General features: G+C 62.8%; 23 protein-coding genes and 3 pseudogenes. 5 read left to right on the forward strand and 21 right to left on the reverse strand.

Translation table 11 applies throughout. The features are described from left to right. Positions 1-222: 222 nt before the first annotated feature. The 7 genes from JVH1_RS37985 to JVH1_RS38015 form a co-directional block, all read right to left on the reverse strand. Positions 223-513: a Dabb family protein gene (locus JVH1_RS37985; protein WP_009478405.1), complete on the reverse strand. Its 291-nt coding sequence runs from the start codon at positions 511-513 to the stop codon at positions 223-225. 37 nt (positions 514-550) lie between these two features. Further along, the gene (locus tag JVH1_RS37990) at positions 551-1,477 is read right to left on the reverse strand and encodes a VOC family protein (RefSeq protein ID WP_009478406.1); all 927 of its coding nucleotides are present in this window, start codon (positions 1,475-1,477) and stop codon (positions 551-553) included. Between the two features lie 28 nt (positions 1,478-1,505). Next, a complete protein-coding gene (locus JVH1_RS37995; RefSeq protein WP_009478407.1) occupies positions 1,506-2,387 on the reverse strand; it encodes a fumarylacetoacetate hydrolase family protein in 882 nt (293 codons plus the stop codon). A gap of 160 nt (positions 2,388-2,547) precedes the next feature. Continuing rightward, a complete protein-coding gene (gene ribB, locus JVH1_RS38000; RefSeq protein WP_157174054.1) occupies positions 2,548-3,231 on the reverse strand; it encodes a 3,4-dihydroxy-2-butanone-4-phosphate synthase in 684 nt (227 codons plus the stop codon). A 62-nt stretch (positions 3,232-3,293) separates the two neighbouring features. After that, positions 3,294-3,692: a YciI family protein gene (locus tag JVH1_RS38005; RefSeq protein WP_009478409.1), complete on the reverse strand. Its 399-nt coding sequence runs from the start codon at positions 3,690-3,692 to the stop codon at positions 3,294-3,296. A 151-nt stretch (positions 3,693-3,843) separates the two neighbouring features. Continuing rightward, positions 3,844-5,058 carry an acyl-CoA dehydrogenase family protein gene (locus JVH1_RS38010; RefSeq protein WP_009478410.1) on the reverse strand — a complete coding sequence of 405 codons (1,215 nt, stop codon included), beginning with the start codon at positions 5,056-5,058 and terminating at the stop codon, positions 3,844-3,846. An 80-nt stretch (positions 5,059-5,138) separates the two neighbouring features. Continuing rightward, complete coding sequence (locus JVH1_RS38015) at positions 5,139-5,642, reverse strand: flavin reductase (protein ID WP_043781282.1); 504 nt, start codon at positions 5,640-5,642, stop codon at positions 5,139-5,141. Between the two features lie 137 nt (positions 5,643-5,779). Here JVH1_RS38015 and JVH1_RS38020 point away from each other — a divergent pair, with 137 nt between their 5' ends. Next, positions 5,780-6,472: a GntR family transcriptional regulator gene (locus JVH1_RS38020; protein ID WP_009478413.1), complete on the forward strand. Its 693-nt coding sequence runs from the start codon at positions 5,780-5,782 to the stop codon at positions 6,470-6,472. Between the two features lie 1,162 nt (positions 6,473-7,634). Here JVH1_RS38020 and JVH1_RS38025 read toward each other — a convergent pair. From JVH1_RS38025 to JVH1_RS38040, 4 genes are all read right to left on the reverse strand, one after another. Beyond that, the gene (locus tag JVH1_RS38025) at positions 7,635-8,246 is read right to left on the reverse strand and encodes a nuclear transport factor 2 family protein (RefSeq protein ID WP_009478415.1); all 612 of its coding nucleotides are present in this window, start codon (positions 8,244-8,246) and stop codon (positions 7,635-7,637) included. 89 nt (positions 8,247-8,335) lie between these two features. Then, entirely contained in the window at positions 8,336-9,628 is a 1,293-nt protein-coding gene (locus JVH1_RS38030) for an NAD(P)/FAD-dependent oxidoreductase (RefSeq protein WP_371113188.1), read from the reverse strand. Beyond that, entirely contained in the window at positions 9,562-9,885 is a 324-nt protein-coding gene (locus JVH1_RS38035; protein WP_009478417.1) for a 2Fe-2S iron-sulfur cluster-binding protein, read from the reverse strand. Before JVH1_RS38035 ends, JVH1_RS38030 begins: the two co-directional genes overlap by 67 nt. A gap of 40 nt (positions 9,886-9,925) precedes the next feature. Continuing rightward, on the reverse strand, positions 9,926-11,161 hold the full coding sequence (locus JVH1_RS38040; RefSeq protein ID WP_009478418.1) for a cytochrome P450: 1,236 nt from the start codon (positions 11,159-11,161) through the stop codon (positions 9,926-9,928). 322 nt (positions 11,162-11,483) lie between these two features. Here JVH1_RS38040 and JVH1_RS38045 point away from each other — a divergent pair, with 322 nt between their 5' ends. Next, complete coding sequence (locus tag JVH1_RS38045; RefSeq protein ID WP_009478419.1) at positions 11,484-12,200, forward strand: GntR family transcriptional regulator; 717 nt, start codon at positions 11,484-11,486, stop codon at positions 12,198-12,200. A 617-nt stretch (positions 12,201-12,817) separates the two neighbouring features. Here JVH1_RS38045 and JVH1_RS38050 read toward each other — a convergent pair. Next, positions 12,818-12,957, reverse strand: a pseudogene (locus JVH1_RS38050) (DUF5313 family protein); the annotation flags it as partial. 139 nt (positions 12,958-13,096) lie between these two features. Here JVH1_RS38050 and JVH1_RS38055 point away from each other — a divergent pair. Further along, positions 13,097-13,357, forward strand: a complete 261-nt coding sequence (locus JVH1_RS38055) for a sulfite reductase (protein ID WP_009478422.1) — start codon at positions 13,097-13,099, stop codon at positions 13,355-13,357. After that, entirely contained in the window at positions 13,354-14,448 is a 1,095-nt protein-coding gene (gene hisC, locus JVH1_RS38060) for a histidinol-phosphate transaminase (protein ID WP_009478423.1), read from the forward strand. Before JVH1_RS38055 ends, hisC begins: the two co-directional genes overlap by 4 nt. Positions 14,449-15,630: 1,182 nt before the next feature. Here hisC and JVH1_RS38065 read toward each other — a convergent pair. From JVH1_RS38065 to JVH1_RS38100, 8 genes and pseudogenes are all read right to left on the reverse strand, one after another. Next, the gene (locus JVH1_RS38065) at positions 15,631-16,866 is read right to left on the reverse strand and encodes an acyl-CoA dehydrogenase family protein (RefSeq protein WP_009478427.1); all 1,236 of its coding nucleotides are present in this window, start codon (positions 16,864-16,866) and stop codon (positions 15,631-15,633) included. Between the two features lie 218 nt (positions 16,867-17,084). Further along, on the reverse strand, positions 17,085-18,032 hold the full coding sequence (locus JVH1_RS38070; RefSeq protein WP_009478428.1) for a helix-turn-helix domain-containing protein: 948 nt from the start codon (positions 18,030-18,032) through the stop codon (positions 17,085-17,087). 338 nt (positions 18,033-18,370) lie between these two features. After that, positions 18,371-18,736 (reverse strand): annotated as a pseudogene (locus JVH1_RS38075) (integrase core domain-containing protein); the annotation flags it as partial. Between the two features lie 49 nt (positions 18,737-18,785). Next, a complete protein-coding gene (locus tag JVH1_RS38080) occupies positions 18,786-19,091 on the reverse strand; it encodes a hypothetical protein (RefSeq protein WP_009480802.1) in 306 nt (101 codons plus the stop codon). Next, positions 19,088-21,001, reverse strand: a complete 1,914-nt coding sequence (locus tag JVH1_RS38085) for a tyrosine-type recombinase/integrase (protein ID WP_371113112.1) — start codon at positions 20,999-21,001, stop codon at positions 19,088-19,090. Before JVH1_RS38085 ends, JVH1_RS38080 begins: the two co-directional genes overlap by 4 nt. Further along, positions 20,967-21,998, reverse strand: coding sequence for a tyrosine-type recombinase/integrase (locus JVH1_RS38090; protein ID WP_051033848.1), 1,032 nt, complete (start codon positions 21,996-21,998; stop codon positions 20,967-20,969). Before JVH1_RS38090 ends, JVH1_RS38085 begins: the two co-directional genes overlap by 35 nt. Positions 21,999-22,149: 151 nt before the next feature. Beyond that, positions 22,150-22,692: pseudogene (locus JVH1_RS38095) on the reverse strand (transposase); the annotation flags it as partial. Between the two features lie 122 nt (positions 22,693-22,814). Beyond that, the gene (locus JVH1_RS38100) at positions 22,815-23,249 is read right to left on the reverse strand and encodes a transposase (RefSeq protein ID WP_009480657.1); all 435 of its coding nucleotides are present in this window, start codon (positions 23,247-23,249) and stop codon (positions 22,815-22,817) included. Between the two features lie 203 nt (positions 23,250-23,452). On the opposite strand from JVH1_RS38100, the gene JVH1_RS38105 reads away from it, so the two are divergent. Further along, positions 23,453-24,691, forward strand: a complete 1,239-nt coding sequence (locus tag JVH1_RS38105; RefSeq protein WP_009478429.1) for a thiolase family protein — start codon at positions 23,453-23,455, stop codon at positions 24,689-24,691. Positions 24,692-25,566: 875 nt separating this feature from the next. Here JVH1_RS38105 and JVH1_RS38110 read toward each other — a convergent pair. Continuing rightward, positions 25,567-26,229 carry an isochorismatase family protein gene (locus JVH1_RS38110; protein WP_043781310.1) on the reverse strand — a complete coding sequence of 221 codons (663 nt, stop codon included), beginning with the start codon at positions 26,227-26,229 and terminating at the stop codon, positions 25,567-25,569. Positions 26,230-26,458: the final 229 nt, after the last annotated feature.

A 26,458-nucleotide genomic window follows, 5' to 3' on the forward strand; every position in this document is an offset into this window, starting at 1 on the left:
ACATTCGGGGTGAACCTTCCGGAGTGAAAAACGTGAGTGGAGACAGGCGGTTGAGCAACGCAGTCAGCGAACAGTCACCGTGCGTGCTACCGAGCGGAGATCGACGGACACATCGCCCGCCTGATCAGGAGTCACGGGCCCACCCACACCGAGGATCCTGCGGACCAACAGATGAGTGAGAACTCCTCGGCGGAACCAGGTTGTCGGTTCCGGTCCGGAACTTTAGAACTGGACCGAACTCTTGGACACGAGGTGGGGTGTAAGGAGTTCTGTTACCAGTTGGCGGTGCTCCGGTGAGGCCATGTACTGAGCGAATGAGTCTCTATCGCTGAATACGGCTGACACTGCGTAGTCGGCGTTGCCCTTGCGTACCTGAACGTCTGGGCCGTGCCGGAACGATTCGATTCCGTCGAGTGACGAGGCCATCTCGTCGAGCGACTCGGAGAGTTTGATGATCGCCTTCGGACTGGTATCCGGTTTGAACGTGAACGTGACCACGTGGGTGATCGTCATCTAGTCATCCTTCGGTCGGGTCGTGGTGCGAGGTGGCTTAGCCCTTGGAGGAATGGGCTCCGGTCATCAGGGCAGCGAGGTCGTCGGGTTCGAGGAACGACGGCGGGGGCGGCGGTCCCCAGGCGTAGAGACCCTGGAGCCCGTGCAGCACCTCCGGGCACCAGAGTTCGTCCTCGGGAACGGTGTCCATGTCGGAGTAGTACTCGGAGAAGTTCCCGGCCGGGTCCTTGAGGTACCAGAAGAAGTTCGCCCCGGCGTAGTGCCGGCCCAGTCCCCAGATGTGCCGTTCGGGGTTGTCCTCGAGCATCGCGTGGGCGCCGCGGCCGACCTCGTCGATGTCGTCGACCTGCCAGCTGGTGTGGTGCATGAAGTTCACCGGGGCCGCCATGACGAGCACGTTGTGGTGCTCGACCGAGCAGCGCAGGAAGGCCGCCGTGTCGCCCATGTAGTCGCTGACCTTGAATCCGAGACCTTCGGTGAAGAACTTCATCGTGGTCGCGAGGTCGGTGGATCCGATGACCGCGTGACCGAGCTTGCGTGGGCGTACCCGTTCGGTGCGGGCAAGGACTGTTGCCCGCCCCCACCGATCGATCCGGCCGGGCCCGTTATAGAGGGTGGCGGGAACGGGTGGCTCGATCATGATGCGGGACCGGACGGCGACTCGCACGCTGGTACCGGTGACCGGTTCTGTCGTGCGCACCGAGGTTGGGTCGGCGTCAATCGGCAGACCGTGCGCGCCCAAGCGGGCGGTGATGCGGCCGATGTCGTCGGAGTCGTCGGCGGCGACGGTCAGCTCGACCAGCCGTCGCGTCGGTGCCTCCACGATCTCGAGTTGCTCGCCGCCGTTGCGGGTGGCGAACACCCCTCGGCCGCGATGCTCGAGCCCGAATTCGGTGTAGTAGGCAATGGTCTGTTCGACGTTGGGAACCCCGATGGTGACCTTGCCCAGTCCGTGCAATGCCATGACGTCTCGTCCTTACTGGTCTTGGTTTCTACTCGTTCGAGTCGGCGACGAACCTCTGGCGCAGTTCGCCGATCCCGTCGATCCAGCTGTCCAGCTGCTCGCCGGCCTGCAGGAACCGCTGCGGGTCGCGGCCGACGCCAACACCTGCAGGAGTGCCGGTGAAGATCACATCCCCCGGGTACAGCGTGACGGTGCGCGAGAGGGCAGCGATCAGCTTGGAGACAGGGAAAATCAGGTCGCGGGTGCGGCCCTTCTGCACCTCCTCACCATCGATGACGCAGCCGAGCTCGAGGTCATCTGGGTTCGCGAACTCGTCCGGAGTGACCAGCCACGGTCCCTGCGGGGAGAACCCGGCGAACGACTTGCCGAGCCCGAACTGCGGGGCAGGCCCGCGCAGTTGTGACACGCGCTCGGAGATGTCCTGTCCCACAGTAAGTCCAGCGACATGCGACCAAGCGTCGGACTCGTCGATCTGGGATGACTCTCGGCCGATGACGGCTACCAACTCGACCTCCCAGTCCACGTTGCCCCCGGCCGGGATGGTGACCTCACTGTCGGGGCCGGTGAAGCTCGATGCGTACTTGGTGAATACCGGCGGCAGGTTGGTCGGTGATTCGAATCCGGACTCGGCCGCGTGGTCGTGATAGTTCAGCCCGACAGCGAACACCTGCCGCGGCGCCGGCGAGGGTGCGCCGAGAAGCCGTCGGTCAATGTCGACGCCGTCGTCCGCTAGAGCGCGCAGATCCTGCTTGGCCGCCCACTCGGTGACCTCGGCCCACGCGTCGAAGACGGCCGAGATGTTGGGCCCGAAGCGGCCGTCGGACACCGTGGCAATGTCGACAGCCCGCTCGGCGCCCGTACCGGCGCCGACGACGAGAACGGCCCGGTTATCCAAGTTGGCAATGCGCATGAGGGAACCCTTTCGAAGGAGTCTGGTTACGGCGACATGGAGAGTTACGGATTCGTAAACCCCAGGGAAGCGATTCGCCGGAGTTCGCTGATGAATGTGCTGAAACCGCCACTGTTGTTTGACTATCGGCGGGCTGTTCTTCGCAGTAGGTATGCCGAGCTCACCGATTCCCGGCTGCTGATGTTCTCGCGTCGTACTCGACAATCTCCGAGACACTGATCATCGTCAGGTTGTGCTGATCTGCGAACTCGCACAACTCCGCAAAGTTGGCCATCTCGGTGGGACGGTGAGTGCTGACAATTTCGCAGAGCACGCCACAGGGCACGAGGTCTGCCATCTCGGCGAGACGGACAGCCGCCTCCGTATGACCCGGCCGCTCGAGGACTCCACCAGGGCGAGCGCGGAGGGGGACGACATGGCCGGGCCTACAGAATGAATGCCGAGTTGCGGATGGATTTGCCAACAGGCGGATAGTGGTGGCCCTATCGGTCGCAGAGATACCCGTCCCGACGCCGTCCGCGGCATCGACGGTGACGCAGTACGCCGTTTGCCGCGCCTCCTCGTTCTTCCAGTACATCGGTGGCAGCACGAGTTCGTCACAGACCGTCTCCGGCATTGCCACACAGACGAATCCCGAGGTGTGCCTGATCATGAAGGCCATGAGCTCGGGCGTGGCGTATTGGGCTGCGAAGACCAGGTCGCCTTCGTTCTCACGGTCGGCGTCGTCCACCACCACGACCGGTCGACCGGATGCGATGTCCCGGACCGCCCGACTCAAACCGCTGGTTGCTGTGTGGGCATCAGGGTGTTCAAGCACTGAACTGGGAGTTTCGGTGATGCTCATGGTCTTCATTTCTGATTCTGGAGCAGCGTCGGTCGCGAACACAGTGTCGCGTTGGTGCAGTCTCAGCTGATCTTGGGTTTGCTGCCGGAGTAGAACAGTTGGACGGAGAACGTGCCTTCATTGAGCAGCCAGGTTTTGATGGTGTATGTCCGCGCTCCGCTGATATGCATCGGATCGGAGTCGGCGAATTTGCGTGCCTGCTCCAATGAATCAGCACGGTAGATGAACATCCCGCTGCCATCCCATTGCTGCTCGTCCTCGCTCGAGAATGGGCCGGCAGCGAACATGACTCCGTCCATTTCGAGCCGCGTCTGGTGTTGTACGTGGGGATCGAGATTCTCCAGTACGGGGCCGAGGCCGCTTGTCGGATCAGAGAACACGACGTACAGGCGCTTGGCCAGCAAGTCGTGAGTCTCGGAATAGTCGACGAGATCTTTCCAGGGCATTGTGGGTGCAGTCATGCTTTCACTTCCTTGTCGAGCGGATTCCGTATGCGGGGTGGTTCGGGGTATGTCGGCGGCCAGTGTGTGAACGTTGAACCAGCCTTTTCGTGCCCGTCCGGCCCTGGAGCTGCTTGTTCCCTCAACGTCAGGGCCGGCCTGTGTGCGGGTGTCAGACCAGCGGGCTGACATCACCGGTGATCCCGAGCAGTGCCTTTCCGTAGATCTCTGCGCTGATCTCGGGGTTGGCGACTGCGTGACGACTCGCGACTTCGCTGTCACGCCAGATACGCTGCATCGGGCTCGACTCAGCGAAGCTGGATGCGCCGTGGGCCGAGACGAGTATGCGAATGGCCTCGCGGGCGTTGATGATTGCCTGGCCGGTATCCATGCGAACTCTGGCCCTGGCGGTGTAGTCGGGGAAGACTCCGGCGTGGCCGGCTTCGTCGATATCCGCAGCAGCTCGGTACGCCAGCAGATGCGCTGTGTCGATCAGCGATGCGGCCTTGGCCACTGCCAACTGCACCTCGGGTGACTGAGTCTGATTGTCGTAGTAGGTGTAGGCGATTCCACGCCGGGGGGCCTTCTCGATGACCAGATCCAGGGCCGCCTGAGCGAGGCCGAGTTGAGGGCCGGCGAGAATGATGGCGGCACCGGGGACGAACGGGATCCGGTAGAGCTCCTCATTTTTGAATGGTGTCGCCACTTCTCCCTGCAGCATCTTGGTGACCGAAAGGTATCGGTGAGCGGGTACGAAGACGTGGTCCGCGACGATGGTGTTCGAGCCGGTGCCTCGCATTCCCACCACGAACCAGGTGTCCTCGATAGCAATGTCGGATGCGGGGATGAGGACCATGCCTTGATCGACCACTTCTCCGGCCGCATCGGTGACCGGTACTCCGACCAGGACCCACTGCGCGTGCAGGGATCCGCTCGCCCATCCCCATTTGCCGGTGACGCGGAAGCCTCCCTCGACGGGCTCCGCGGTTCCCGTGGGGGCGAACACACCGGCGATGCGATTGCGGGGATTGGCCTCCCAGACGTCGTTCTGTGCCTGCTCTCCCCACAGGCCGGTGAACCATGCGCACACATTGAGCAGTGTGGTGGCCCATGCGGTCGATCCGCATCCGCGAGCGAGCTCACGACTGACTTCCAGCTTTGTTCTGAAGTCGGTTTCCAGACCACCGAATCGCTTCGGCTGCATGATCGTGAACAGTCCCGCATCTTCGATGGCGTTGATGTTCTCCTCGACGACACGACGATCGTCCTCGGTCTTCTGAGCGTTCGCCGCCAACAGCGGAACGATCTTCGCTGCACGTTCGACCAGCTCGGCACGGAGTTGACGCTGCGCATCCGTGGCACTGGGGCGGTCGAGAATGTTAGTCATCGTTTCTCCTGGATCTGAGTATTCATGGATCGAATTGGTGCGGGTGGATAGTCGGTGAGCTGTGCTGATATGCGGTGCGGTCAGGACGCGCTGGGGGCGTCCATTGCTTGTTCGAATCGGGAATGGGTTCCGAAAGTGCGTCGCGCGTATACCAAGGGGAACGAGCTACTCGACTCTGCTTCGTCGACCCTCGCCAAGATCATTTCGTGATCGCCGCCAGCGACGAAGTTGTCGACGGTGACCGCGATCCATCCGCCGTCACCATGGAGCCGGGGGACGCCGGACTCGACCCGCCACCGAACATCTTCGAACTTGTCCGCGCCGCGCCGGGCGAAGGTGACGGCCAAACTCTCCTGTCCATGCGAGAGCAGGTTGATACCCGCCCGTCCGGATTCATGGAGATGCCGAAGGAGTTCGGAGCCACGATCCAATGCGAAGCTGACCATCGGGGGCTCCATGGAAAGGGACGCAAAGGAACTGACAGTTGTGCCGTGCGGCCGGCCGTCGGGTGTCAACGTGGTGATCACGGTGACCGGCGAGCAGACCGCTCCCATGACCTCTTTGAATTCGATGTCGTGAATCACCGGAATTTCTCCCTTGAGTTAGGGACATCGCGTCTCCGAGCGTGTGGGACGCGAGTCACAGTCTGCTCCGCCAAAGTTCGTGATGTCAAGGTAATTTCGAAATTGTGCGTTGATGTCGAAGGTGCTCTACTGAAGACATGGCGAAGAGCACATCCACTCGCAGCGAACGTGTCTACAACGCACTCAGGAAAGACATCCTCGCCGGGCGACGACGGCCGGGATCCAAACTGCCGTACCTCGAACTCAACGCAAGCTACAACGCCAGCATGGGCGTCGTGCGAGAGGCACTGTCCAAACTGGCCGCCGAGGGCCTGGTCGAAACCGAGCCCCAGCTGGGCTTTCGGGTCAAGTCACTTTCCACTCAGGATCTGGAACACCTGACCGAGGCGCGGTGCTCAATCGAGACGCTGGTACTGCGCTCGTCCGTCAAGGAAGGAGGCGTCCTGTGGGAATCCCAGGTGGTCGCTGCCCATCACCGACTCGAACACACTCCTCAGATGGCTATCGATGACCCCGACCGAGTTTCGGAAGAGTGGGCAGACGCCCACGCCGAGTTCCACTTCACATTGCTCTCCGCTTGCCCCAATCCACGGCTGTTGGCGATCGCAAAGTCTTTGTGGGACGCTGCGGAACTCTACCGACGATGGTCGGTACCACTCGGCCACGAACATAGAGACATCCCCGGCGAGCATCGGGCAGTACTCGATGCGGTCCTCGCCCACGATCTGGATGCAGCGGTGGCCGAGTTGACCAAACATATCCAGCACACCAGAGACGCGTTACTCGTCCACCTGATCGAAGAGAACTCAGCGGACGCGGCGGCGCCGTAGGGCCGTCTACGATCCCGACCACTGGCGGGTCTCGCCATCGATGGCGGAGAGTACGGCGCGTGCGGGTAGCAGAACGATCCATGGACCAGGGTTGACCCAGAATGTGCTGTCGATTCACGGGCGGAAGCGCCGCGTGAGCACTCGCAGCGCACTCCGGCCTGCTTGCCCGCTCGAACGTACGGGCATGCCGGTGAGCGCACACGCTGCACATGCTTGCCGCCCGAGTAGCGCAACTATGCGGGTCGGGATAGACATTGGTTAGCTTCTCGTTGATGGTATCGGAGATGCTGCTGTCTTTTATTGCTTGCCAAAGCATTTCGACGAAACGTTTCCTGCGCACTCCGAATCGCGGGAATATCTCTTCGTCACGAGGTCCCCCGAACGGCGCCCAATTCATGGCGAACAGGACCAGCTCGTGCGCGTCGTCGATTGCGAGACACGAACGGATTCGAGCACGGCCTGCCAGGATCCGCCGTCGCCGCTCTCGGCGGTATCTCAGGATGCAATCCTCGAGTGGCTCCTCAAGTGCGTTGGGCGGTTGCGGGCTGGGGTTGGGGTTGGAAATCATGAGGGTTCCAAGGGTCTTTTGCGACGTGTGAGGGTCAGGTCATCTCGTAGTTGTCGATGCACCGCCAGTGCTGCTCGGTCGCGGGTGAGGGAGTCCGATCGTGACGTAGACCCGTTCGAAAGTGTCTGGTGTTGTTCTGTCTCCGAAATGCCTGCGCCAGCATTCGTGCGCGACACTGCAGACCGGGGATCGGTGTTCCGCGATGCCGATACCTGAGCAAGTTCATGGCCTTGGACGTGGGTCGCCTACGAGTCGGGCCCACAGAACCGCCAGGTCGAGAATGGTGTCGGGGCGGGTTGGGGTGGTCATCGCCGCGCTTTTCAGTGCAGTAGAGCGGTACGAACTAGTGCCGGAAACGACCTAGCCGGCGGGGATCGAATTTGCGTCTGGGCGTGCCGTGGCGTTGGGCCCAGTGGATCGCGGCGACGAGCACAACCCTCACAGGTGGACGCGCCGGGTGGCGTTGATCCGTCCGATGACGTTCTTGTCAAAGGACATTCGGCACCGGCTACCCGAAACATAGTCCCATACGTTGCGGAAACGGGCGCGGGTCGGTCGGGAACTGCCATTGCGTTCATCTGCGGTCCCAGGCGGCTAGGCTTCTGTGAGCTGTTTCGTCTCACGAGCCCAGGCGAAGGCCGATACGTAGAGCTCCTCAACCTCATCTGGACGGTCGTCGCCGTACAGGTCGTCGGTGATGGAGTAGCCGCTGTGGCGCAGGTAGTAGCCGAGAAAGCGGTAGGGCGCCCGAAGGTCGGCGAGCGCGGCCTTATCGATCTGCGGAGTGTCACCGGGCACCGTGGGCACGAGGCTGTCGCGTTCGTAGATGCAGTCGAGGGAGACGACCTGCCATGTTCCGGAGTGTTTTTCGAGACGGTAAACGAGCCGGGTGTAGGAGGCAAGGTCGGCCTCGACCCCGCCGATTTCGTCCCGGAACTCGATGACCGCCGAGATTGCAACGACGGCTCGGTCTCCGTGTACCCATACCGCCGGCGGCGACAGTCGATGAGTCGCTTGTTGGCCGCGACGGCTCATCTCTTCGGACTCGGCCACGAACTGTGCTCCGTTGCCCTGGAACCAGCTGAGGCGGATCTGCGCGTCGGGGTGGATGCATTCGCGCATCACGTTCCACCAGCCGCGGTCGCGTGCCTGCCTTTCCTTGAGGACGACTTGGGCGACTTCCGTAATGTCTGTGGTTGCGGTCATGCTCCGACTCCTTCGGATGAGGTCGTGGTGGCGTGTGTAGTGCGCGGTTGCGGGTGAAAGCGTGAGGGGAACGGCGGTTGGGAACGTACTCAGCGAACAGCCACCGTGCGTGCTACGGAACGGAGATCGACGGACACATCGGCCGCCTGATCAGGAGTCACGGACCCACCCACACCGAAGATCCGGCGGACCAGCAGATGAGTGAGAGGATCATCGATCGACTCGACGGCGACGAGGCTTCCCCGATAGAAACGGAAGATGGAGAACTTCTCACTCGTGCCGCGGATTACCGTCTCGTCGGATGTCTTGGCGTAGCCAGCGATTTGGATCTTGGTCCCATATTGGTCACTCCAGAAGTACGGGACAGCGTCGTAAGGTTCGCGATGTCCTTGCATCCGTCGGGTCACATAGCGTGCTTGGTCGACCGCGTTCTGTATCGATTCCAGTCGGATGCGGGTGTCCGCCGGACCGGGAAAGTTCGCGCAGTCCCCGACCGCGAAGATCGCCGGGTCAGAGGTCGCCAGGTATTCGTCGACCACAATGCCGTTCGATACGCGAAGTCCGGCGGCCGAGGCCGGCCCGACATTCGGCACGACCCCGATACCGAGGACGACGACGTCGGCGGCCAAGTGTTCACCCTGGGCCGTGGTGACAGCAACCACGCGCCCCGCGCTGCCCTCAAGAGCTGTCACCGAGGTGGAGCAGCAGATTCGGACGCCGTGTGTGGTGTGCAGTGCGGCGAGATGGGCGGCTGCGCGCGATGAGAGGGCACGCGTCATCAACGTGGGATTGGTTTCGACCACTGTCACCTCGGCGCCGCTCTTACGCGCGGCGGCCGCCACCTCTAATCCGATGAATCCACCGCCGACGATCACAACGCGGGCGCCCTCGGTTAGATGACCCCGTAGCCGCTCGGCATCGGAGCGAGTACGCAACTCCAGCACTCCGTTCAACTGCCGTCCCGGAATGTCCAGAGGTCGGGGTGATGCACCCAGCGCCAGAATCAAATGGTCGTAGTCGATGGATCGGTCGTCGTCGAGCACGACGCAGCGGTCGTCCCGGTTGATCTGCATCACGGCGGCGCCCAGGTGGGTGGCCACCGCGTGATCGGTGTAGAACGTTGGGGAGCGCAGACCGAGCGCTTCCGCTGTGACAGTCCCGAGGAGAAAATCCTTCGACAACGGCGGTCTGTGATACGGCAGATATGGCTCATCACCGATCAGGGAAATCGGGCCGGTGAATCCGGACTCCCGAAGCGTGGTGGCGACATTGTGGCCGGCTGTCCCCGCGCCGGCCACCACCACTCGCGAGGTAGTCATATCTGAGTCCGGGGTGTCTCGACGATCAAGCCGTCCATGTCCTCGGCGACTGTGATCTGGCATGACAGGCGACTGCTCGGCTGGCGCGGTTCCGTGGTGGATTCGAGCATCTCCTGCTCCAAGTCGCCAGGTTCGCCGACCTGCTCCAACCAGTCTTCCTTCACGAAGACGTGGCAGGTAGCGCACATCATCGACCCGCCGCACTCGGCGACGATCCCGGGCACGTCACTGAGCATCGCATTCTGCATCAGACTGGTGCCGGGGGTGGCATCGATGACATCTTCGGTGCCGTTACTGTGGCGGAACGTTACTTTCGGCATTGCTGTCCTTCGGGGAATCGTTTCGATAGCAGCGTGGTGGTCACATCGGCGACGGCACTGCACGATGCGCAGCGTCCTGATGCACCCGGACCGGCAGGCTCGCGAGTGCACGGAGTGTGTTGTTCAGGGCCGCGGTAGGCGGGCCGGACAGTTCCCAGCGCTCGACTCGCTGCGCGAAGGCAGTCAGCAGCGCCTCAGTTTCCAGGCGGGAGACCATCTGTCCTGCGCAGCCGTGAATTCCGGCACCGAAACCGGTGTGTCCCGGGGTGCGGCGGGTGATGTCGAAGCGGTCCGGCGCCTCCCATCGATCCGGATCACGATTGGCACCGGAGAAAAACACCATCACCTTCCGCTCTGACGGAATCGTGGTCGTGCCCAACGTCGTCTCGGAGGTCGTGGTACGGAAGAATCCGATGACCGGTGAGTCGATGCGCACGACCTCATCGAATGCGGAACGAATAAGAGAAGGGTTCTTGCGCAGCAGTTCCCACTGATCCGGGTGCTCAGCGAATCGTCGAATGGCGAACCCGATCGCGCTGACTGTCGTATCCACTCCCGCCGTCAGAAGAGAGCGAACCAACAGCGCGGCCTCGTCTTCGGTCACCAGGCCGGCATCCGCGGACTCGAAGATCTTGTCGCCGAAACCGCCGGGAGTCAGTGCCTGTCGCGCACAGTTGTCGGAGACCCACGTCTTGATCTCCTCCGCCCGCCTCATCGCCTCGTCGAAACGTGGATTGCGCGGGCCGAGCGAGTTAAAGGTGATACCACCGTAGGTCAGCAGATTCTCGCGATCAGCGGGTGGTAGGCCCAGAGAATCGGGGAACACCTTGAGAATGAAGGCTTGCGCAAGATCGGTGACTGCGTCGAAGGTGCCAGCGGTGACCAGTCGGTCCGCGAGGATCTCGGCTTCCTGCGCGAACCTGACCTGCAGTTCACGTAGGGCGCGGGGCGAGAGAACGCGGGTGAGGATTCCGCGTGTTGTGGTGTGCACGGGTGGGTCGACCTCGAGAATGATGCTCGGTGCCCGCCAGGGCTCCTCCTTCTTCAGATTCGAGTAGCCCACCCCGGCGGCATTCGAAAAGACACCGGGATTCTGCAGCACCGCCGTGACCTGGCTATGACGAGCCACCCCCCACACCTGGTACTTGCGGAGAAAGAAGACGTCACCGAGGCTCCGGAGCTCCTCGAGGAATGGGAAGGGGTCAGCCAGGAACGCGTCGGAGAAGGGATCAATATCGGTACCCGGGCAGTCGTCGGGTGCGGCTTCAGGCGTCATGGGGGCTCCTTTTCTGAACGGGGCGGCGCGACCCCGACAAGGCGCATCGCGGCCGGACCCGACCCGCTATCGCTCCTATTCGTGAGGTAATCGCCGCTCCCCCGACAGCCCTTGGGGCCGGCGCGGAGTAGCGGGATGGCCTCCACGCAGGAACACAACGTGGGGTGCAGCACGGCTGGGGTCGTTTGTGACCTCCAGCACTTATAACAGGCTAAGAACTATCTTATAAGTTGTCAATAGGGTCGCTACCCGGGACCGGCGAGCTACGCCGCATCCGCGCTGCGGAGCTAAGATATAAGGTATTAGCGAAAGGAGGAGGCCGATGCCAGAGATAAAGTCGAAGGTCCGGTCGGTCGTCGGTCGCAAGACTTCGACGGTCGACCTCGTATTACACGAGATCCGGCGCGCAATCTTGAGCGGCGAACTGTCGCCGGGACAACCATTCACGGTGCCCGCGCTGACGGAACGACTCGGCGTCAGCCATGTGCCGGTGCGAGAGGCGCTCCGCACCCTCGAGGCACAGGGGCTGGTCGCACTGAGCCCCTCTCGTAGCGCGATCGTTGCTCCGCTCGATCCGGACGACCTACGGAACATCTTCCGTATCCGGTTATCTCTCGAACCCGAACTCGCAGCCTTGTCCGTCGCTCAGCGGTCCGACAGCGACCTCGATGAACTCAGTGAATTACTTCGCGAGGCGTTCAGTGCCGAATCCGAGGACACGCACTGGGAGTTGCACCGCCAGTTCCACACTGCATTGATCCATCCGGCAGCCAGCGACTGGGACCTTCGGGTACTCGAACCACTGTGGGACGCGGCTGAGCGCTACATTCGGATCCTCTTCGAGCCATTCGAGGGTGCCCACGTCACGATGGAACAACGCGAACGCATTCACAATCGTCTAGTGGTCGCCGCCGCCAGCCGAGATCCTGAGGTGATCCGCGAACAGATCTATGAGCACCTGGAGAAGAACCTGACCGCCACCTTGAAGTTGTTGCACCCCGTCACGCCCTCCAAACTGGCGGTGCACGAATCTGCGTAAGTCCGATGCGCGTGTCGTCGACAGGCGTCACACTTCCCCTCGCACCCGACCGGAGTCCTTAGAGACTCCAGTTCGCCGCCGCCGACATCCGCGCGCATAGACCACGCTTCTTGCGATGAGCACGCGCTACCGCCTCCGCACGAGCGTTGCCGCTCAGGGCATTCGCGGAACTGCCCAAGCCAGTCAGCGGCGGAACCCTCGAAGCTTTCCACGCTCGGCGCGCTCGGGCGGGTGAATCGCCGTGTTCTATGCGGGTCGTATACGGCGCAGAACCGATCTCGACGCCTCGAGACGCACGGACTGCCGCCCGATCTGGAGAACCCGAAGAAGGCGTCCCGCCATAACGCCGAAAGGCCGCATACAAGAAGCTTCACGGTCCCTCGAACAGCGGACCATAGCAACAACACCGGAGATCCGTGATTGAGATCAGCCCACACGAGACCGTCGTCATCATCACGGACCGCAGGACGACGTCCTCAGCAAGTAGGTGCATCACCTCCTCGACCGGACCGCTGGAGCATCAGCGCTGGTCGGGGGTAGTAGTAGTGGGTCGAGATCACCACGTCGTAGCCATTGACCGTGGCGCCATCAACCGTGGCGACGCGGAAGAGCTGAAACACACCGAGCAGGACCATGGAGGCGCAGCCCAAGCCGTCCCGGGAACAGGAAGGACGCGGCAAAGACGGGAACGAACGGAACGATCCTGCGCACAAGGTGCCGGGGAACCGCCCCAGTCACCGACCAGGTCATTGCGCACCCAGAAACTTACTTCTACTCATGACTCATCCTTCACTTCGTAGACAACCGGGGCGTGTCAACCGGGGCGTGCACATATACTTATTGCACGATCTATTCGCCTACGCTACAGTTCGGCACACAGTTTCGGAGGAGCACCGATGACAACACCGAAGACCCGCCCTGCCCGGGCGAAGTCCCCACGCGCGGAGGGGAAATGGGCCCAGGGCGACCGGGTTCATCTCGGCGGCGGCCTCGGGATGGACAAGAGCTTCGAGCGCAAATTGCGCCGCCACAAGCTTCCAACCACCGAGGTGCCCGACTACGTCGAGCGGATCGTTCGACGCTACGCCGCCGACCGCGCGGGCTCCGAGAAGTTCGCGACCTGGGTCCAACGCGCCACCGAGGCCGATCTCGCATGATCCGACATCGCCCGGGCATCCTCGAGATCGACAGCTACGTACCCGGCGGCTCCGGATCCTCTCTGAGACGAGCAGCGAGGCTCGCGTCGAACGAGTCACCCTTTCCCCCCGTCGACAGGGTGGCAGCGGCGATCAGCGCGAGCATCATGCAGGCCAATCGGTACCCGGACTTCGAGAGCAGGGAACTGACCGAGGCCCTCGCCTCTCGATGGCGCCTGTCTCCCGATCAGGTGAGCGTCGACAGCGGGTCCAGCAGCCTCCTGCGTAGCATCGTCACCGCTTGCGCCGGCCCCGGAACGGAAATCGTCTACGGATGGCCCTCCTTTGCGAGCTACGAGCACGCCGCGCTGCTCGCGGGAGCAACACCCATTCGAGTCGCGCTCACGCCCGACCACCGCCTCGACCTCGCGCTCATCCTCGCCGCAATCAACGACCGCACTCGGGTGGTGTTTCTGTGCCTGCCCAACAACCCGACCGGCACGACCGTCGACCACACCGCGCTCGAGGCGTTCGTGGAGGCGGTACCCGGAGACCTGCTGATCGTCCTCGACGAGTGCTATGGCGAGTTCGTCACCGATCCCAACGCTGCGAGTGGCCCCAGACTCCTCGGACGTTTCCCGAACGTCGTCGTGCTCAAGTCGCTGTCGAAGTCCGCAGGATTGGCAGGACTGCGGATTGGCTATGCCCTGTCGTCCCCCGATGTCGGCTCCTTGCTACGCGCCGTACGAATCCCCTTCTCCGTCTCCGCGGTGGCTCAGGCTGCAGCCCTCGCGTGTCTCGAACCCGCGGTGACAGCTGCGCTTGAATCTCGCATCACAGCAACGGTATCCGAGAGGAAACGTGTCTACGACACTCTGACAGGCACCGGGATCGAGGTAATCCCCAGTCAGGCGAACTTCCTGTTCCTCCCCCACCAACACGGTGCACCGGAGAAGGTACGACTCCTGGCGCAGCACGGCGCACTTGTCCGACTTGTCGGACCCCGAGAAATCAGAATCTCGGTAGGCAGCAGGAGAGAGAACGACCACCTACTCTCGTGCATCGACCCTCTGACCGTGATCCCACCGCATTCAGCAGTCACAGGACAGTGACGTTTCGCCTCGCCGTCGCTGTTGCAGCCGATCAGAGCTCCACAGCACACTTTCCACGTTCACACCCTCACCCCGCGAGTCGTCCAGAGATCATATAGGCGGACCGATGCACTGCCTCGGTCGAGAATTCCATCGCTGCACTGTTCGACCGCCAGGGTGACCCGACCTTCTCGTCGGGCTCCGGCGTCATGGGAAGCTCAGGATCACCAATGATCCGTGATCGCCGCCGAGCAGCGCGCAGAACGCCTGCCACCGGGCCCACCCGGGGCACACGCGCGCGATATGGATCGGTGCCCGGACACGCGAACGAATCGAATTGGCTTACGAACCCGAACCCGAATCCAACCGGCCGACCACCTGGAACGAGATGCGGCGCTAACTTCCTCCACGACTTCATTACTGGGTTCATCGATTCTGACCCCGGGCACCAGAAAGCCGAGCGTTGAGAGGCCTACGGAGTGGGGGGATGAACCGCTGGCTCACCGGTGGTGCGGGTAGGCGATCGTTAAACTGCGTATCTCGTCTCTGGTGCAATTCGATTCAGGGATGACCCGCCACAATCGCTCGATGAACCGGCGTGTCGTCATTCCGAAGTGCACAAGGATTTCCCCCTCGGTAGCGCCCCCGTATGGTGCCCACAGGCTGGCGAACTCGATGAGCCACTCCGCCTCGGGGTCAGGGTGTTTGCGTTTGCGTTTGCGTTTGCTGTCGGCGTCGATCCAAGCGGCGCGACGCCTCTGGCGTACTCGGCGATAGTCCATGGGTACTCACATATCTATCGGCGCTGGGGAAGTCACCCGAGACCGGAATTCAGCGACGTTCGACGAACTGCCACCGATCCACATGCGCTCACAGGCACGTGCAAAGCTCCGCGAACGGTTACACGATGATACCCGCGGCAGCGGTGACGAGATGGTCGAATTTGCCACTCCTTGCGACCTTTTGGTGGCCGCGTTGCCGTCGGTGACATCCACGCTCGACCATTTTTCAAGCTCCGAGCCGGTCCGACCTGAATAGCTTCTCAGACCTACCCAGAATAACTACATCGTTGCCGCTCTCGGTCGCGAGCTTCGCGACGACTTCGAAACCGATACCAGAGCCACCGCCAGTGATGAACGAACCGGATTTTCTGATATTGGACGGACATCCATCCGTAGGCAAACAGAGCGGAGGCTGGGTCGGTCAGCGCAAACCCGAGGCGTCGAGCGGGTTCCAGCCAGGCGTGCGCATGAGATCATGCATCTGACGTCTGCGGACTCCCGTGTTGCTTCCCTCGAGGATCGGGTAGGCAACCGCGTCGGCGAGGTAGCTCATGATCGGGAAAGCCGGATTATATGCCTCTACGCCGACGATCTTGATCAGGCTGGTGATCACGTCCACCGCGGTTTCTGACCCGAAAATCTTTGCGTGCAATGCCATTTCCAGTGCCGAGGGATGTTGTGAAACGACCGCGTCGAGCGCTCTCCACGTCAACAGCCGCGTGGCCTCGATCTTGCCTTTGGCGTCGGTGAGCACATCGGCGACAGCTTGATGGTCGATGATCGGGACGGGGCCCCCACGCTTCTCTTTCGAGGCGAACGTGTACGCGGCGCGGAACGCTTGCCGCATCGCTGCCACCGAAAAAGCTCCGATCGACGCGCCACTGGCAAGAAATGCATTGCGCGTCAGGGTGGCGCCCTGACCTTCCTCACCGATCAGATTCGCAATCGGCACTCGAAGATTGTCGAACCTGACCCGGGAGGTGAGACACCCCTTCAGACCCGGAAGATCGTAAACCTCTTCCACCGAAAACCCGCTTACGAACTGTGCGCGTTCGACGACGATGATCGACAATCCACCGGCGGTGCGGCAGACCACCGACATGATGTCGGGCCCGAGGCCATCCCACCCGCCGAGGTGCGACGCCCAGATCTTTTCGCCGTTGATGACCCACTCGTCGCCGTCGCGAACGGCGGTGGTGCGCGTCCCCTCTGCCGGCGGCGGCGCATCGAAGTTTGCGCTCCCCCCGGGCTCGCTGTAGGCCATCGCAGCGACGGGGCTTCCGCTGTCGACGAGGAACGGGGCAACGAACCGCTGAATCTGTTCCGGTGTTCCGGCTTCGTAGACCGGGGCCAGAGCAATGAGCGGTCCGGCCAGACTGATGGTGAAATCGGGGCTGGCAGCCGCGAATTCCTCGACGAAGATGGCAGCGTCGACGCCGCTGGTCGCCTCTCCACCGACCGGCTCCGGGATCAGTCCCTTGAGGAAGCCCGCGGCAACCGCCTTCTCGAACACCGGCCGAGCCAAGAGCGCGCGCTCGATTGGGTCCGATGTGATCCGGACGGATTCGGCGAGAGCGTAGAGATGGTCGTCGGCGAATTGTCGAGCTACCTCTTTGAGTTTCAACTGTTCCGCGCTGAGTTCGAAGCTGATCGGCATACCTGTTCCGTTCCCACGGGTGTGAGTGAATGGCAGCAGTCAATCAAGCCGAAGGATCCGGCTGGGGCATCGACTGCCATGCAGGAACGGAAGGTCCAGCGGCGTCGTTGTGACGAGCTTCCGTTCGTTCCTGCACACAAAGAGCATTGCGGAACTAGCGCAATCTCGTCTTTCCACCCCGCGCAAGATTCTGTGCAGATCGCGCAACAGCCGGGAATTCAGATCGGTGCTAGGAATCGGAATCGGTAGTCCCTCGGCGACATCGAGTACTGGCAACGAAAGGCCCTACTGAACGAACTTGCGTCGAGAAACCCATATCTGGCCGCGATATGGGAGACGCTGTCCCGGTTCCGGGGGTCGCGCAAGGCCCTGGCCACGGCCTCGAGCCGCTCGGTACGCACTGACGACGCGAACGACTCTCCACTGGAAAATGCGTAGTGGAGAGCTCGGGGGGAGATCGCGAGTGCATTAGCGACCAAGGGCACCGACAGGGACGGATCACCGAGATGTCCGCGCACGTAGTCGATTGCTGCCGTCCTGATCGAGTTCGGCGGAAGGGACGGTTCGCTCCATGGACAACACAGCGTGGCTTCGACCGCCGAGAAGAACGAACGCTCGAGGTGATGTTCAGACGTGTGACGGGACGAACCGACCACGTCGACTTCCCACAGGGCTCGCATCAGCGAAGCCAGCACAAGCCCGACCCCCGATCCGGTATCTATAGGACGGCCTATCGAGTCCGAGGTTGTGTCGAGCCGAGCGAGTGCTATATGGGGCACCTGATACGACATCAGCCGCCACGGCGCGTCGTAGTCGAACCAATAAGGCCGTTTCGTGTCGACGATAGTCAGTTGACCTGGCGATACATCGCCGGAGCCGGCGTCTGTGCGGACGTGGCAGCGGCCAGCCAACTGGACGTTCACAAAGTAGACGCCATCACTCACCTCGGCGACCTCACGTGCCCCGTGCGCGACGTGTTGGGGTTGCGATCCGAGCACAGCGCGATTGGTCGCCCCCAACGGTCTGACTTCGACTTTCCCGGCGAAGTCAGCTACCGCGTGGTCGGATGGAGTCGGTGTCAGCGGGGTGAACTCTCGACAGATCACTTCACGCCAGAACTCGAATCGGTCACCGGGGCGACACGAGGCCACATCGTGCACGACCATGGCGCCTCCTATCGAGCCGCAACAATGCTGATCACGATCTACAGCGTCGACGCGAATCTGCGACCCAGATGTTTCCGAGAACCACCTTATAGCTCGCGCCGGTGACGTGGGTTTTCAGCGTTCTGTAGCTACGAGTGTCCCGACACCTTGGCGAACTCCTTCCCCCGAGGCAGTGGTTGCGGCCGCGAGACTGGTGTACGAGCCGGGTGGGTGGGCCGTTGTGAACATTTGGCCTCTCCTGTGACGGGCGACGCCAGGACGGGTTGGATGACAGATTCCAACAGCTGGACATCCTTCGGCGCTACGGAACTTGTCAAGGTGTTTGAGTCCAACAGGTGTTACGCGGCGAGCTGATCCGCGTCGGGTTCGGCCTCCTCGGACTCGGCGACGGGCTGGTTGATCCAGGCGTCGGTCGGCAGGTCGAGGATCTTCGGGGTACCGGTCGTGCCGAACCGCTCGGGATGCGCGAGCCGGGCCGCAGCGAGCACCGCAGAGCGTTCGTCGGCCTTGTGCGCGGCCAGTCCGAAGTGCAGGTCGGCGGGGGTGTGCAGGCCTATGCCGGTATGGCGATGTTCGTGGTTGTACCAATGGACGAACGAGTCCATGAACTCTCGTGCGTCGTGGATGGACCCGAACCGCTCCGGGAATGCCGGGCCGTACTTGAGGGTCTTGAACAGTGACTCTGAATAGGGGTTGTCGTTGGATTGACCGGCTAATCGCGGCCCAGTTTGTGCCGATCGAGGTCAGAATGGTTCATCGTCGGGGCGGTGGATTGCGGCGAAGGCGGCGCAGTTGTTCTTCGTGTTTGGTGACGGTGGCGGCGAGCGCCTCGACCACGGTGCGAAGGTGCGCGACCTCGGTGGCGAGACCGGTCAGGGTGCGGGCGTCGGTTTGTCGGGTGCGGTGTTCATCGACGACGGCGCGCAGTTGCTTGTCCCGGTAGAGCGTCGCCCGGCCGATCTGGGCCTGTTCGGCGACGGCGGTGAAGGTGATCGGCTGTCCCGTGGTGGCGAGTTCGGCGCAGATCCGTTCAACCCTGACCAGGGCGTTCTCGCTCATGCGGTGTCCGATTGCGCGATGAGCGCGTCGAGTCGGGACACGAGGGTGCGATGCCGCTTCGCCTCGTCGATCCATCCGCGCTTTTCCGCATCTTCGGCGAGATCGTGAGCATCCACGCGTTGTGCAGCGAGTACTCCGAGGTGGGTGGAGTCGGTGTGGAAGCTCGGGCAGTGCTCGCAGATGTTTGCGTAAGGGCAAGAGCCTTGCGCGGGTGCCCGCAGGCAGTAGCCGCCGGCCAGGCGCGATTTGATCGCCGGTGCGTCCTTCCACCCGCCGTCGGTGATGTCGGTGATCGGGAGCTGGGTTCGGCCGGTGGGCATCGGCCCGATGTGGCTTTTCGCCAGGTTCAAGGCGCGTTCGTATTCGGTGCGCACGGTGCTGTCGAAGAGATGCGCGTAACGCAGACTCATTTGGCTCGAGACGTGTCCGAGAATTGCCATCAGCGCTTGCAGTGATACCCCGGCGTTAATGAGCGCGGTGGCGTAGGTGTGCCGGAGTTGGTGCGGCGTGACGTGCCCAAGGCCTGCCGTCTCGGCTGCTCGGTCCAGTTCTGCTCGCACCGCGTTCTGCGAGAGCCGCTTTCCGTGGTGCGTGAACAGGAAATCCGCGGGCGCCCCGGTGCGGGGATGGCGCATGGGTCGGCCGGGTGAGCGGGTGGCGGTGATGCGATCGACGAGGGTGAGGACCTCCTCGTCGAGCGGAACCATCCGTTCGGAGTCGAGTTTGCCGAGGGGGACCTTCAGCCAGGATCCCTGGCCGGGTATTTCGTGGATGCAGTCGAGTTCGAGGTCGAGGAGTTCACCGATCCGCAGCCCGCATGCCCGCTGCACCAACAGTGCATCGGCTGCCAGTCTGTAGGGCGAGTCCGACAGTGCTGCAGCAAGTTTGCGGTCAGCATCAACGGGTAGGTATCGAGGGAGGAAACGTTGCGGACGGGGCAGATCGGTGCGGAAGATCAGCCGCCGCGCGGGTACGTCGTCCCAGCCCCATTCGGTGATCTCGGCGAGAAAATTGCCGACCGCATGCACGCGCCGGATCCGGTCCGCGACGGTGATCGGCTCACCGGTGACGGTGTTGACGGTGGTGGTCAGTGAGGTGATGAACGGTTCGATGTGTCGGCGCCGGTCCAGCGCGGACAGCGAGGCGATGTCGGGGTCGATGGCGGCGAGGTACCTGCCAAAGTGCGCCAAGCGGGTGGCGAGACTGCTGACCGTCTTGGCCACGCAGGTGGCGCGTTTGCGGTGCAGGTAGGCCACGAACGCCGGACGCAGCGCCGCGGGGACGTCGGCCATCCGCTCGTCGAGGGTGAGCGGCGTGACTGCCGGTCGGGCTTCACTGTCGAGGATCCCGAGGTGAAAGAGAATCTGCCGCGCGCTGTGGGTGGTGCTCCGGTAGTGCCTCGCACCTCGGCCGGTGCGCATCTGGCGAATATCGCACGCGTCCAGCAGGTCCTGCACATCGCTCTCGCGTAGATCGGCCAGGGGACGTTCGGTTTGAATCAGCAGCCTCGCGATGATTTGCGACCCGATGGCCGATGCGACGCGCTGGGTGAATCCCAATTCCAATGCTGCGGAGATGAACTGATTCAGGTCCGGTGCGAGGCAACTGTCGGTCAGTTCGTGCCAGAGGCTCGCGAGTTTGCGGGAGACGAGGTAGTCGTAGCCCGGTTGCAGCCTTCGGCTGACCATCAGGAAGGTGATGAACGGACGGGTCGAGCAGTTCGCAGCCAACCGTGTGTCGAGGGGCAGGTCGGCCCACCGCTGGACCTGCGGCCAGCGCCGCAGGAACGAGCGAGCGGCTTGGGTGTAGGCGGTGTTGCCGCGACGGCGCCGCTCGAGGTGGACCAGGTAGGCGGCGTAGATATCCGCCGGACTCTCAGGTGCGGGCGCGTAGTCGTGTGCGGGCTGCATCGTATTCCGCCTTGACATGTGTTGGTGCCAAATGGATGTAGCGGGCTGTGCTGTCGACGTGCGCGTGCCCGAGCAGTGCTTGCATCACTGCCAGATCCACACCGGCTTCGGCCATCGCGGTGCCGAAGGTATGACGGAGTGCGTGCGGGTGCCCGGCGGGCACTCCGGCTTTGAGCCGGTGATACCGGAAGATGGTGCGCAGCCCGGCCGCCGTCAACGGCTTACCTCTGTTCGGGCCTTTGGCGACGAGGAACAAGCGAGTGCTCGACGATTCGGGCCGCTCGGTGAGCAGATACGTTTGGATCAGCCCTGCGACCTCCACATCGAGTGGCACCCGGCGTTCCTTCGCGCCTTTGCCCACTACTCGTATCCAGCGGGCGCCGATGTCAACGTCGGTAACTTCGAGGGTCAACAGTTCTCCGGATCTCAACCCGGACAGCAACATCAGACCGGCGAGGGATCGGTCCCGCCACGTCCGCAGGCTGGAGAGCAGGTCGGCTGTTTCCCGGCGATCCAGGGACCGTGGTAGTCGCCGCGGCTCCCGCAGGCGTAGAACCGATCGGCGTTTCGGTCGCACCAGGTGTCCGAGTAGACCGCTGCGCTCCTCGGCGCTGACTCTGCGGGCTTCCCGTCCGCTGGGCATCGGGTTGCGCAGGTCGGGTTCGCGCAGCGTGCGGAAGGTGAACAGCCCGGTCAGGGCGGCGAGCCGGTGATTGATGGTGGTCGCCGAGTAATGGTCGAGGCGCTTGCCGGTCATCGACAGCACGTTCGCGGGGCGTCCCACGATCGAGGTCTCGCGGCAATGCCGCATGAAGTCCAATACCGTGTTGGTGGTGACCGATTCGAGGTCGTAGTTCCGGGATTCGAGCCAGCGGCAGAATGCGAGCAGATCGTAGCCGTAGGCGCGCAGGGTACGTGGTGAATAGTTTCGGTCGGCGAGGTAGCCGAGGTATTGGTTGACCAGCGGGTAGTTGTCGGCATTGGGCCCGGACAACATCCAGGCGACGTCGGTGCCGGCCTCCAGACGCAGCGTGTGCTGATTCGTTATGAGACAGGTGTAACGCCACCGTCGATGGGGGTCAAGTATTTCCGTGGACGGCGTGTCGATTCATGGGTAACGATCCGGTGGATTAGCCGGTTAACAGGCATACTCGCGGCCGAGAATGCGAGCGGGTGACCTCGAGATCGGCGAGCAGGGTGGCGACGGTCTTGCTGGTCATCGAGGTTCCCCGGTCGGCGTGCACGACGTTCGGTATTCCGTGCACAGCAAGGGTTTCGGTCATCATCTCGGCAGCGAGGAGCCCCGACTCGTGGGTCTGGACGTGGGCGCCGACGATGTAGCGGGAGAAGATGTCGATCATCACGTACGCGTCGAAATACGTGCCCTTGACTGGGCCTGGAAGTTTAGTGATGTCCCACGAGTACACCTCCCGCGGTGCGGTCGCCACCAGTTCCGGACAGGCCCGGGCGGGGTGGCGGGCCTGCCGTCGACGGTCGGTGACCTGCGCGTTTTCGCGCAGTATCCGATACATCGTCGAGACCGAGCACAGGTAGATGCCCTCGTCGAGGAGTTGGGCATAGACCTCGGCCGGGGCTCGGTCGACGAACCGGTCACTGTCGAGAACGTCGAGGACAGTCCGGCGTTCGGCGTCGGTGAGCTTGTTCTCCGGGGTGCGCGTGACTGCGGCGGCGGTCGGATCCGGTGCCGCGGGCCGGGTCTTGTCTCGTGCTGCGGTGGATCGAATGATTCCCGTCAGTTGGGTTGCATCCCTTGTTGTTACACCGGAATCGGTGAGTTCGTGGTGGGTGCGCATCAACGTTTCTTGCGCTGCTCGTCCGCATCCGCGCTCTCGGAGAGTTGCTCCAAGAGCGAATGTGCTTTTCCCATGATTTCCAGTGCAGTCTCGGTGGTGGCCAGTCGCTTGTTTGCTCTCTCCAACTCGCGTTTGAGGCGTGCGATCTCGGCCTGCTCGGTGGTGAGTTTGCCGATCTTGTCGCCGGGCTTCTTGCCGTCGAGGACGCCGGCATCGCGTTGTTTGCGCCACTCGCTGATCAGGGACGAGTACAGGCCTTCGCGGCGCAGGTACGCGCCTCCGCCGTTGCTCTCGCAGGCCTGTTCATAGGCGGTCAGGTGGGCGAGCTTGTCGGCGGCGCTGAAGGCGCGTCGTCGCTGCGGGCCGTCGGCGCGTGGGTGCGAGGGGTCCATCCGGACATTGTCCTCGACCAGAACCGTGGGAGAAATCGTCATCGCGGGTTGATCCGTATCTCGCCCTGCAGGCGGGTTTGCTGTGAACCACTGGACTCAACTCACCCTGACACCCAGGGCTAGCGTCTGCGCAATGCAGAGAGATAATGCAGAGAGCGCTCCGCTCGGGTGATCGTGTCGATCGCGCCGCAGCGGCCCACCTGAACGAGTAACGCGTGGGGTCCCTGCGCGGGTGAGGAGTCCGTATGACTGACGCGTTTGTTCTGGGCGGCGTTCGGACGCCGGTCGGGCGCTACGGCGGATCGCTCTCGCACCTACGCACCGACGATCTGCTCGGCCGAACAATGGTCGCCGCATGCGAGCGCACCAGTGTGCCGCTCGACAAGATCGAAGATATCGTCGCCGGCTGTGTGAACCCCGCCCACGAGGGGATGGGCGACATTGCACGCTGGTCCGCACTCGCCGCAGGTTTCCCGGACTCCGTCCCGGCGATCACGGTCAACCGATTCTGCGCATCCTCGTTATCGGCGGCAATCTCGGTCGCCCACGCCATCCGCAGCGACGAAATGGAAATCGGACTCGCCTGCGGGGTCGAATCCATGTCCCGTTCGGGATGGGCGTTGATGAAAGGGGACGCGCCGTTCATGCCACGCGGGCCCGTCTTCATGCTCGACACGATGTGGGCCGGCGCAGGCGGCCCACCCAACCCGACCCTCCTCGCACGCAACGCGTACATCGAGATGATGCAGACAGCGCAGAACGTCGCGGACCGCTACAACCTGACGCGTGAAGAAATCGATGCGTTCGCACTACGCTCACACCACCACGCCGCCGCCGCCCGAGATTCGGGCCGCCTCGCCATGGAGATCGAACCTGTCGAGATTCCTGCCAGCCGCAAAGTGCCGGCCCGCCGGTTCGAGCACGACGAGAGCATCCGCGGGGACACCACCGCCGACAAACTGGCAGCACTCCAGCCGCAACCGAATACCACCCAGATGACGGCCGGCAACTCGTCCCCGCTCAACGACGGGGCGAGCGCGGTCGTCCTCGCCAGCAGGGCCGCCGCAGAACAACTCGGCGTCGAACCCCTCGCCCGAGTGGTGGCGTCGGCGACCTACGCCCTCGACCCGCAGATCATGGGAATCGCGCCCGCCTTCGCCATCCCGAAGGCCCTCGCACGGACGGGCCTGAATCCCCGCGACATCGGCGTGTGGGAAATTCACGAGGCATACTCGGCGCAAGCCCTCGGCGTGCTCCGAGAGCTACCGCATCAGCTCGACGGCTTCGAAGTCCCCGACGAGCGCCTGAATCCGAACGGCGGCGCCGTCGCGATCGGTCACCCGTTCGGATCGTCCGGCACCAGATACGTCCTCACCCTCGCGACCGAACTACGGCTGCGCGAAGCCCGCTACGGCGTGCTCGGAGTGTGCGTCGGATCGGGACAGGGAGTCGCCCTCGTACTGGAGAACCCCCGGGTGGCTTGAGGCGATCATCAGACTGCAGGGCTTGCTCAGCCGGTACGTTCGGTCTCCCCATACTCGACGATCCAGGCGGCGATCTGTGCACGCGACGTGAAGCCGAGCTTGGCGAGGATACGGTGTGGAGTTGGTCGAACCCCCTTCTATCAGGAGTGTTGCGACCAATACGTGAACCCGCCGCCTTTGACTGGGTCGCAATCCGCGGCACCGTGATCGTTTGCTGGCGGCAGTACGTGAGGATTCGAGGAACTGGAGCGCTGCGGGGGTTCCCCGAGATCGGTCGGGAAGAGTTGTTCCGGATCTTCACGTTGACCACGGCGGACGCGGCATTCGTCGGTCGCTGACCGACACCGATTCGCGGCGGAACCATCGACCGCCACGACAGCGGATCACTGCAGCGCCAGCGCCATACTGACAACGGCAAGCGCCACGGTCACGGGGCTCATTGCGGACATAAGACGTCAGGAACTGGCGATAAATTCCTAGCCTAGCTCAGTGGGCCGCAGCGAAAATCGAATCGTTCGCGCACAGTGTCCAGGGTGTGGCGAAGGTGGTCGGGTCCGCGGCGGTGTGTGGGCATGAACCGCGTTGTTCCGATCATGCTGCGTGGCAGCGGGTACCAGCGATCGAGATCGAGTCCGCAATCGAGGAATACTTTGTTCGGGACGCTGTCGACGATGAGGCTGGGGTTGTGCATGGTTAGCGATCCGAGCGCTATACGGAAATGCCGCATTCGGCTTCTTCCGTAGATCCGGCGCGTCGAGTTCATACCGAGGGACGTCCCCGAGCTTGTCCAAGAACAGTAGGTGGGTCGAGAAGTAACCCATGTACGACGTCAGATGGAGTGTGGCAGAGCGCGGCTTCACCGAGACGACCGCCAGTCAGGCCGTGGTTTGCATTTGCATTGCGGTCACGACGTCTTCGGTCCAGACGACACCATGGGCGAGGAAGGCGTAGTTGACCATCGCAGCCTGGTAACCGTCACCCCACTCGGGGTGGCGGGGGCCGGCGACGGCATCGCGGACGACGTAAACCTCGAAGCCTTGTTCGAGTAGATCGCGAAGATGCGATTCGACGCACATGTTCGCGAGCATCCCACCGAGAAGGACCTTGCTGATTCGCCGTTTATGTAACTGCAGGACCAGGTCGTTGGTCTGCGAGCCAAATACCTTGTGCGGGCTGACGACGATGGTGTCCGGATCGTTGATGTAGGGCTTGAACTCTTCGAGCCAATCGGCTCCGGATCCGGACAGCCCGTCCAAGTTCAAGGGGCCGGGACGGTCGAAGGTGCCGGTGCGCTGCTCGTCGGCCTCCAGTGCACCGTTGAACAGCCAGCCGTGATCGGTGGGATAGAAGTAGTGGGGTGAGATGAACATTCCGAACGACGCCGCTTTGGCGGCCTGGAAGATCTCGAGCATGTGCGCGACGGTGCCGTTCTCGGTCACGCTGGCGCCGGTCGCCGCCCAGTTGATTCCGGTGGGGCTGAGTACATCGTTCTGCGGATCGATGAACACCACGGCGGTGTCGTTTCGGTTCCAGTTCATTGGAGTGCCTCTTTTCTTGTCGGCGAGCGGATCGTGCGTGTCGGGTTGACTCAATCGATGATGTCGCCAATGGCCGCCGATGTCGTCAGTGCTCGTATCCATTGGGGCTTCCCGTAGACACCCGTAAGCACTACCTGCTGGCGGTAAGGGGTGATGGCGAGCCAGTAACGTGTCCGCTGCGCACGGCGCTAAGAGATGAGCTGTCTAGACGTTCGGAAATACCACCCTT

It is taken from the genome of Rhodococcus sp. JVH1 (genome assembly GCF_000280725.2).
GTDB lineage: Bacteria > Actinomycetota > Actinomycetes > Mycobacteriales > Mycobacteriaceae > Rhodococcus_F > Rhodococcus_F jostii_A.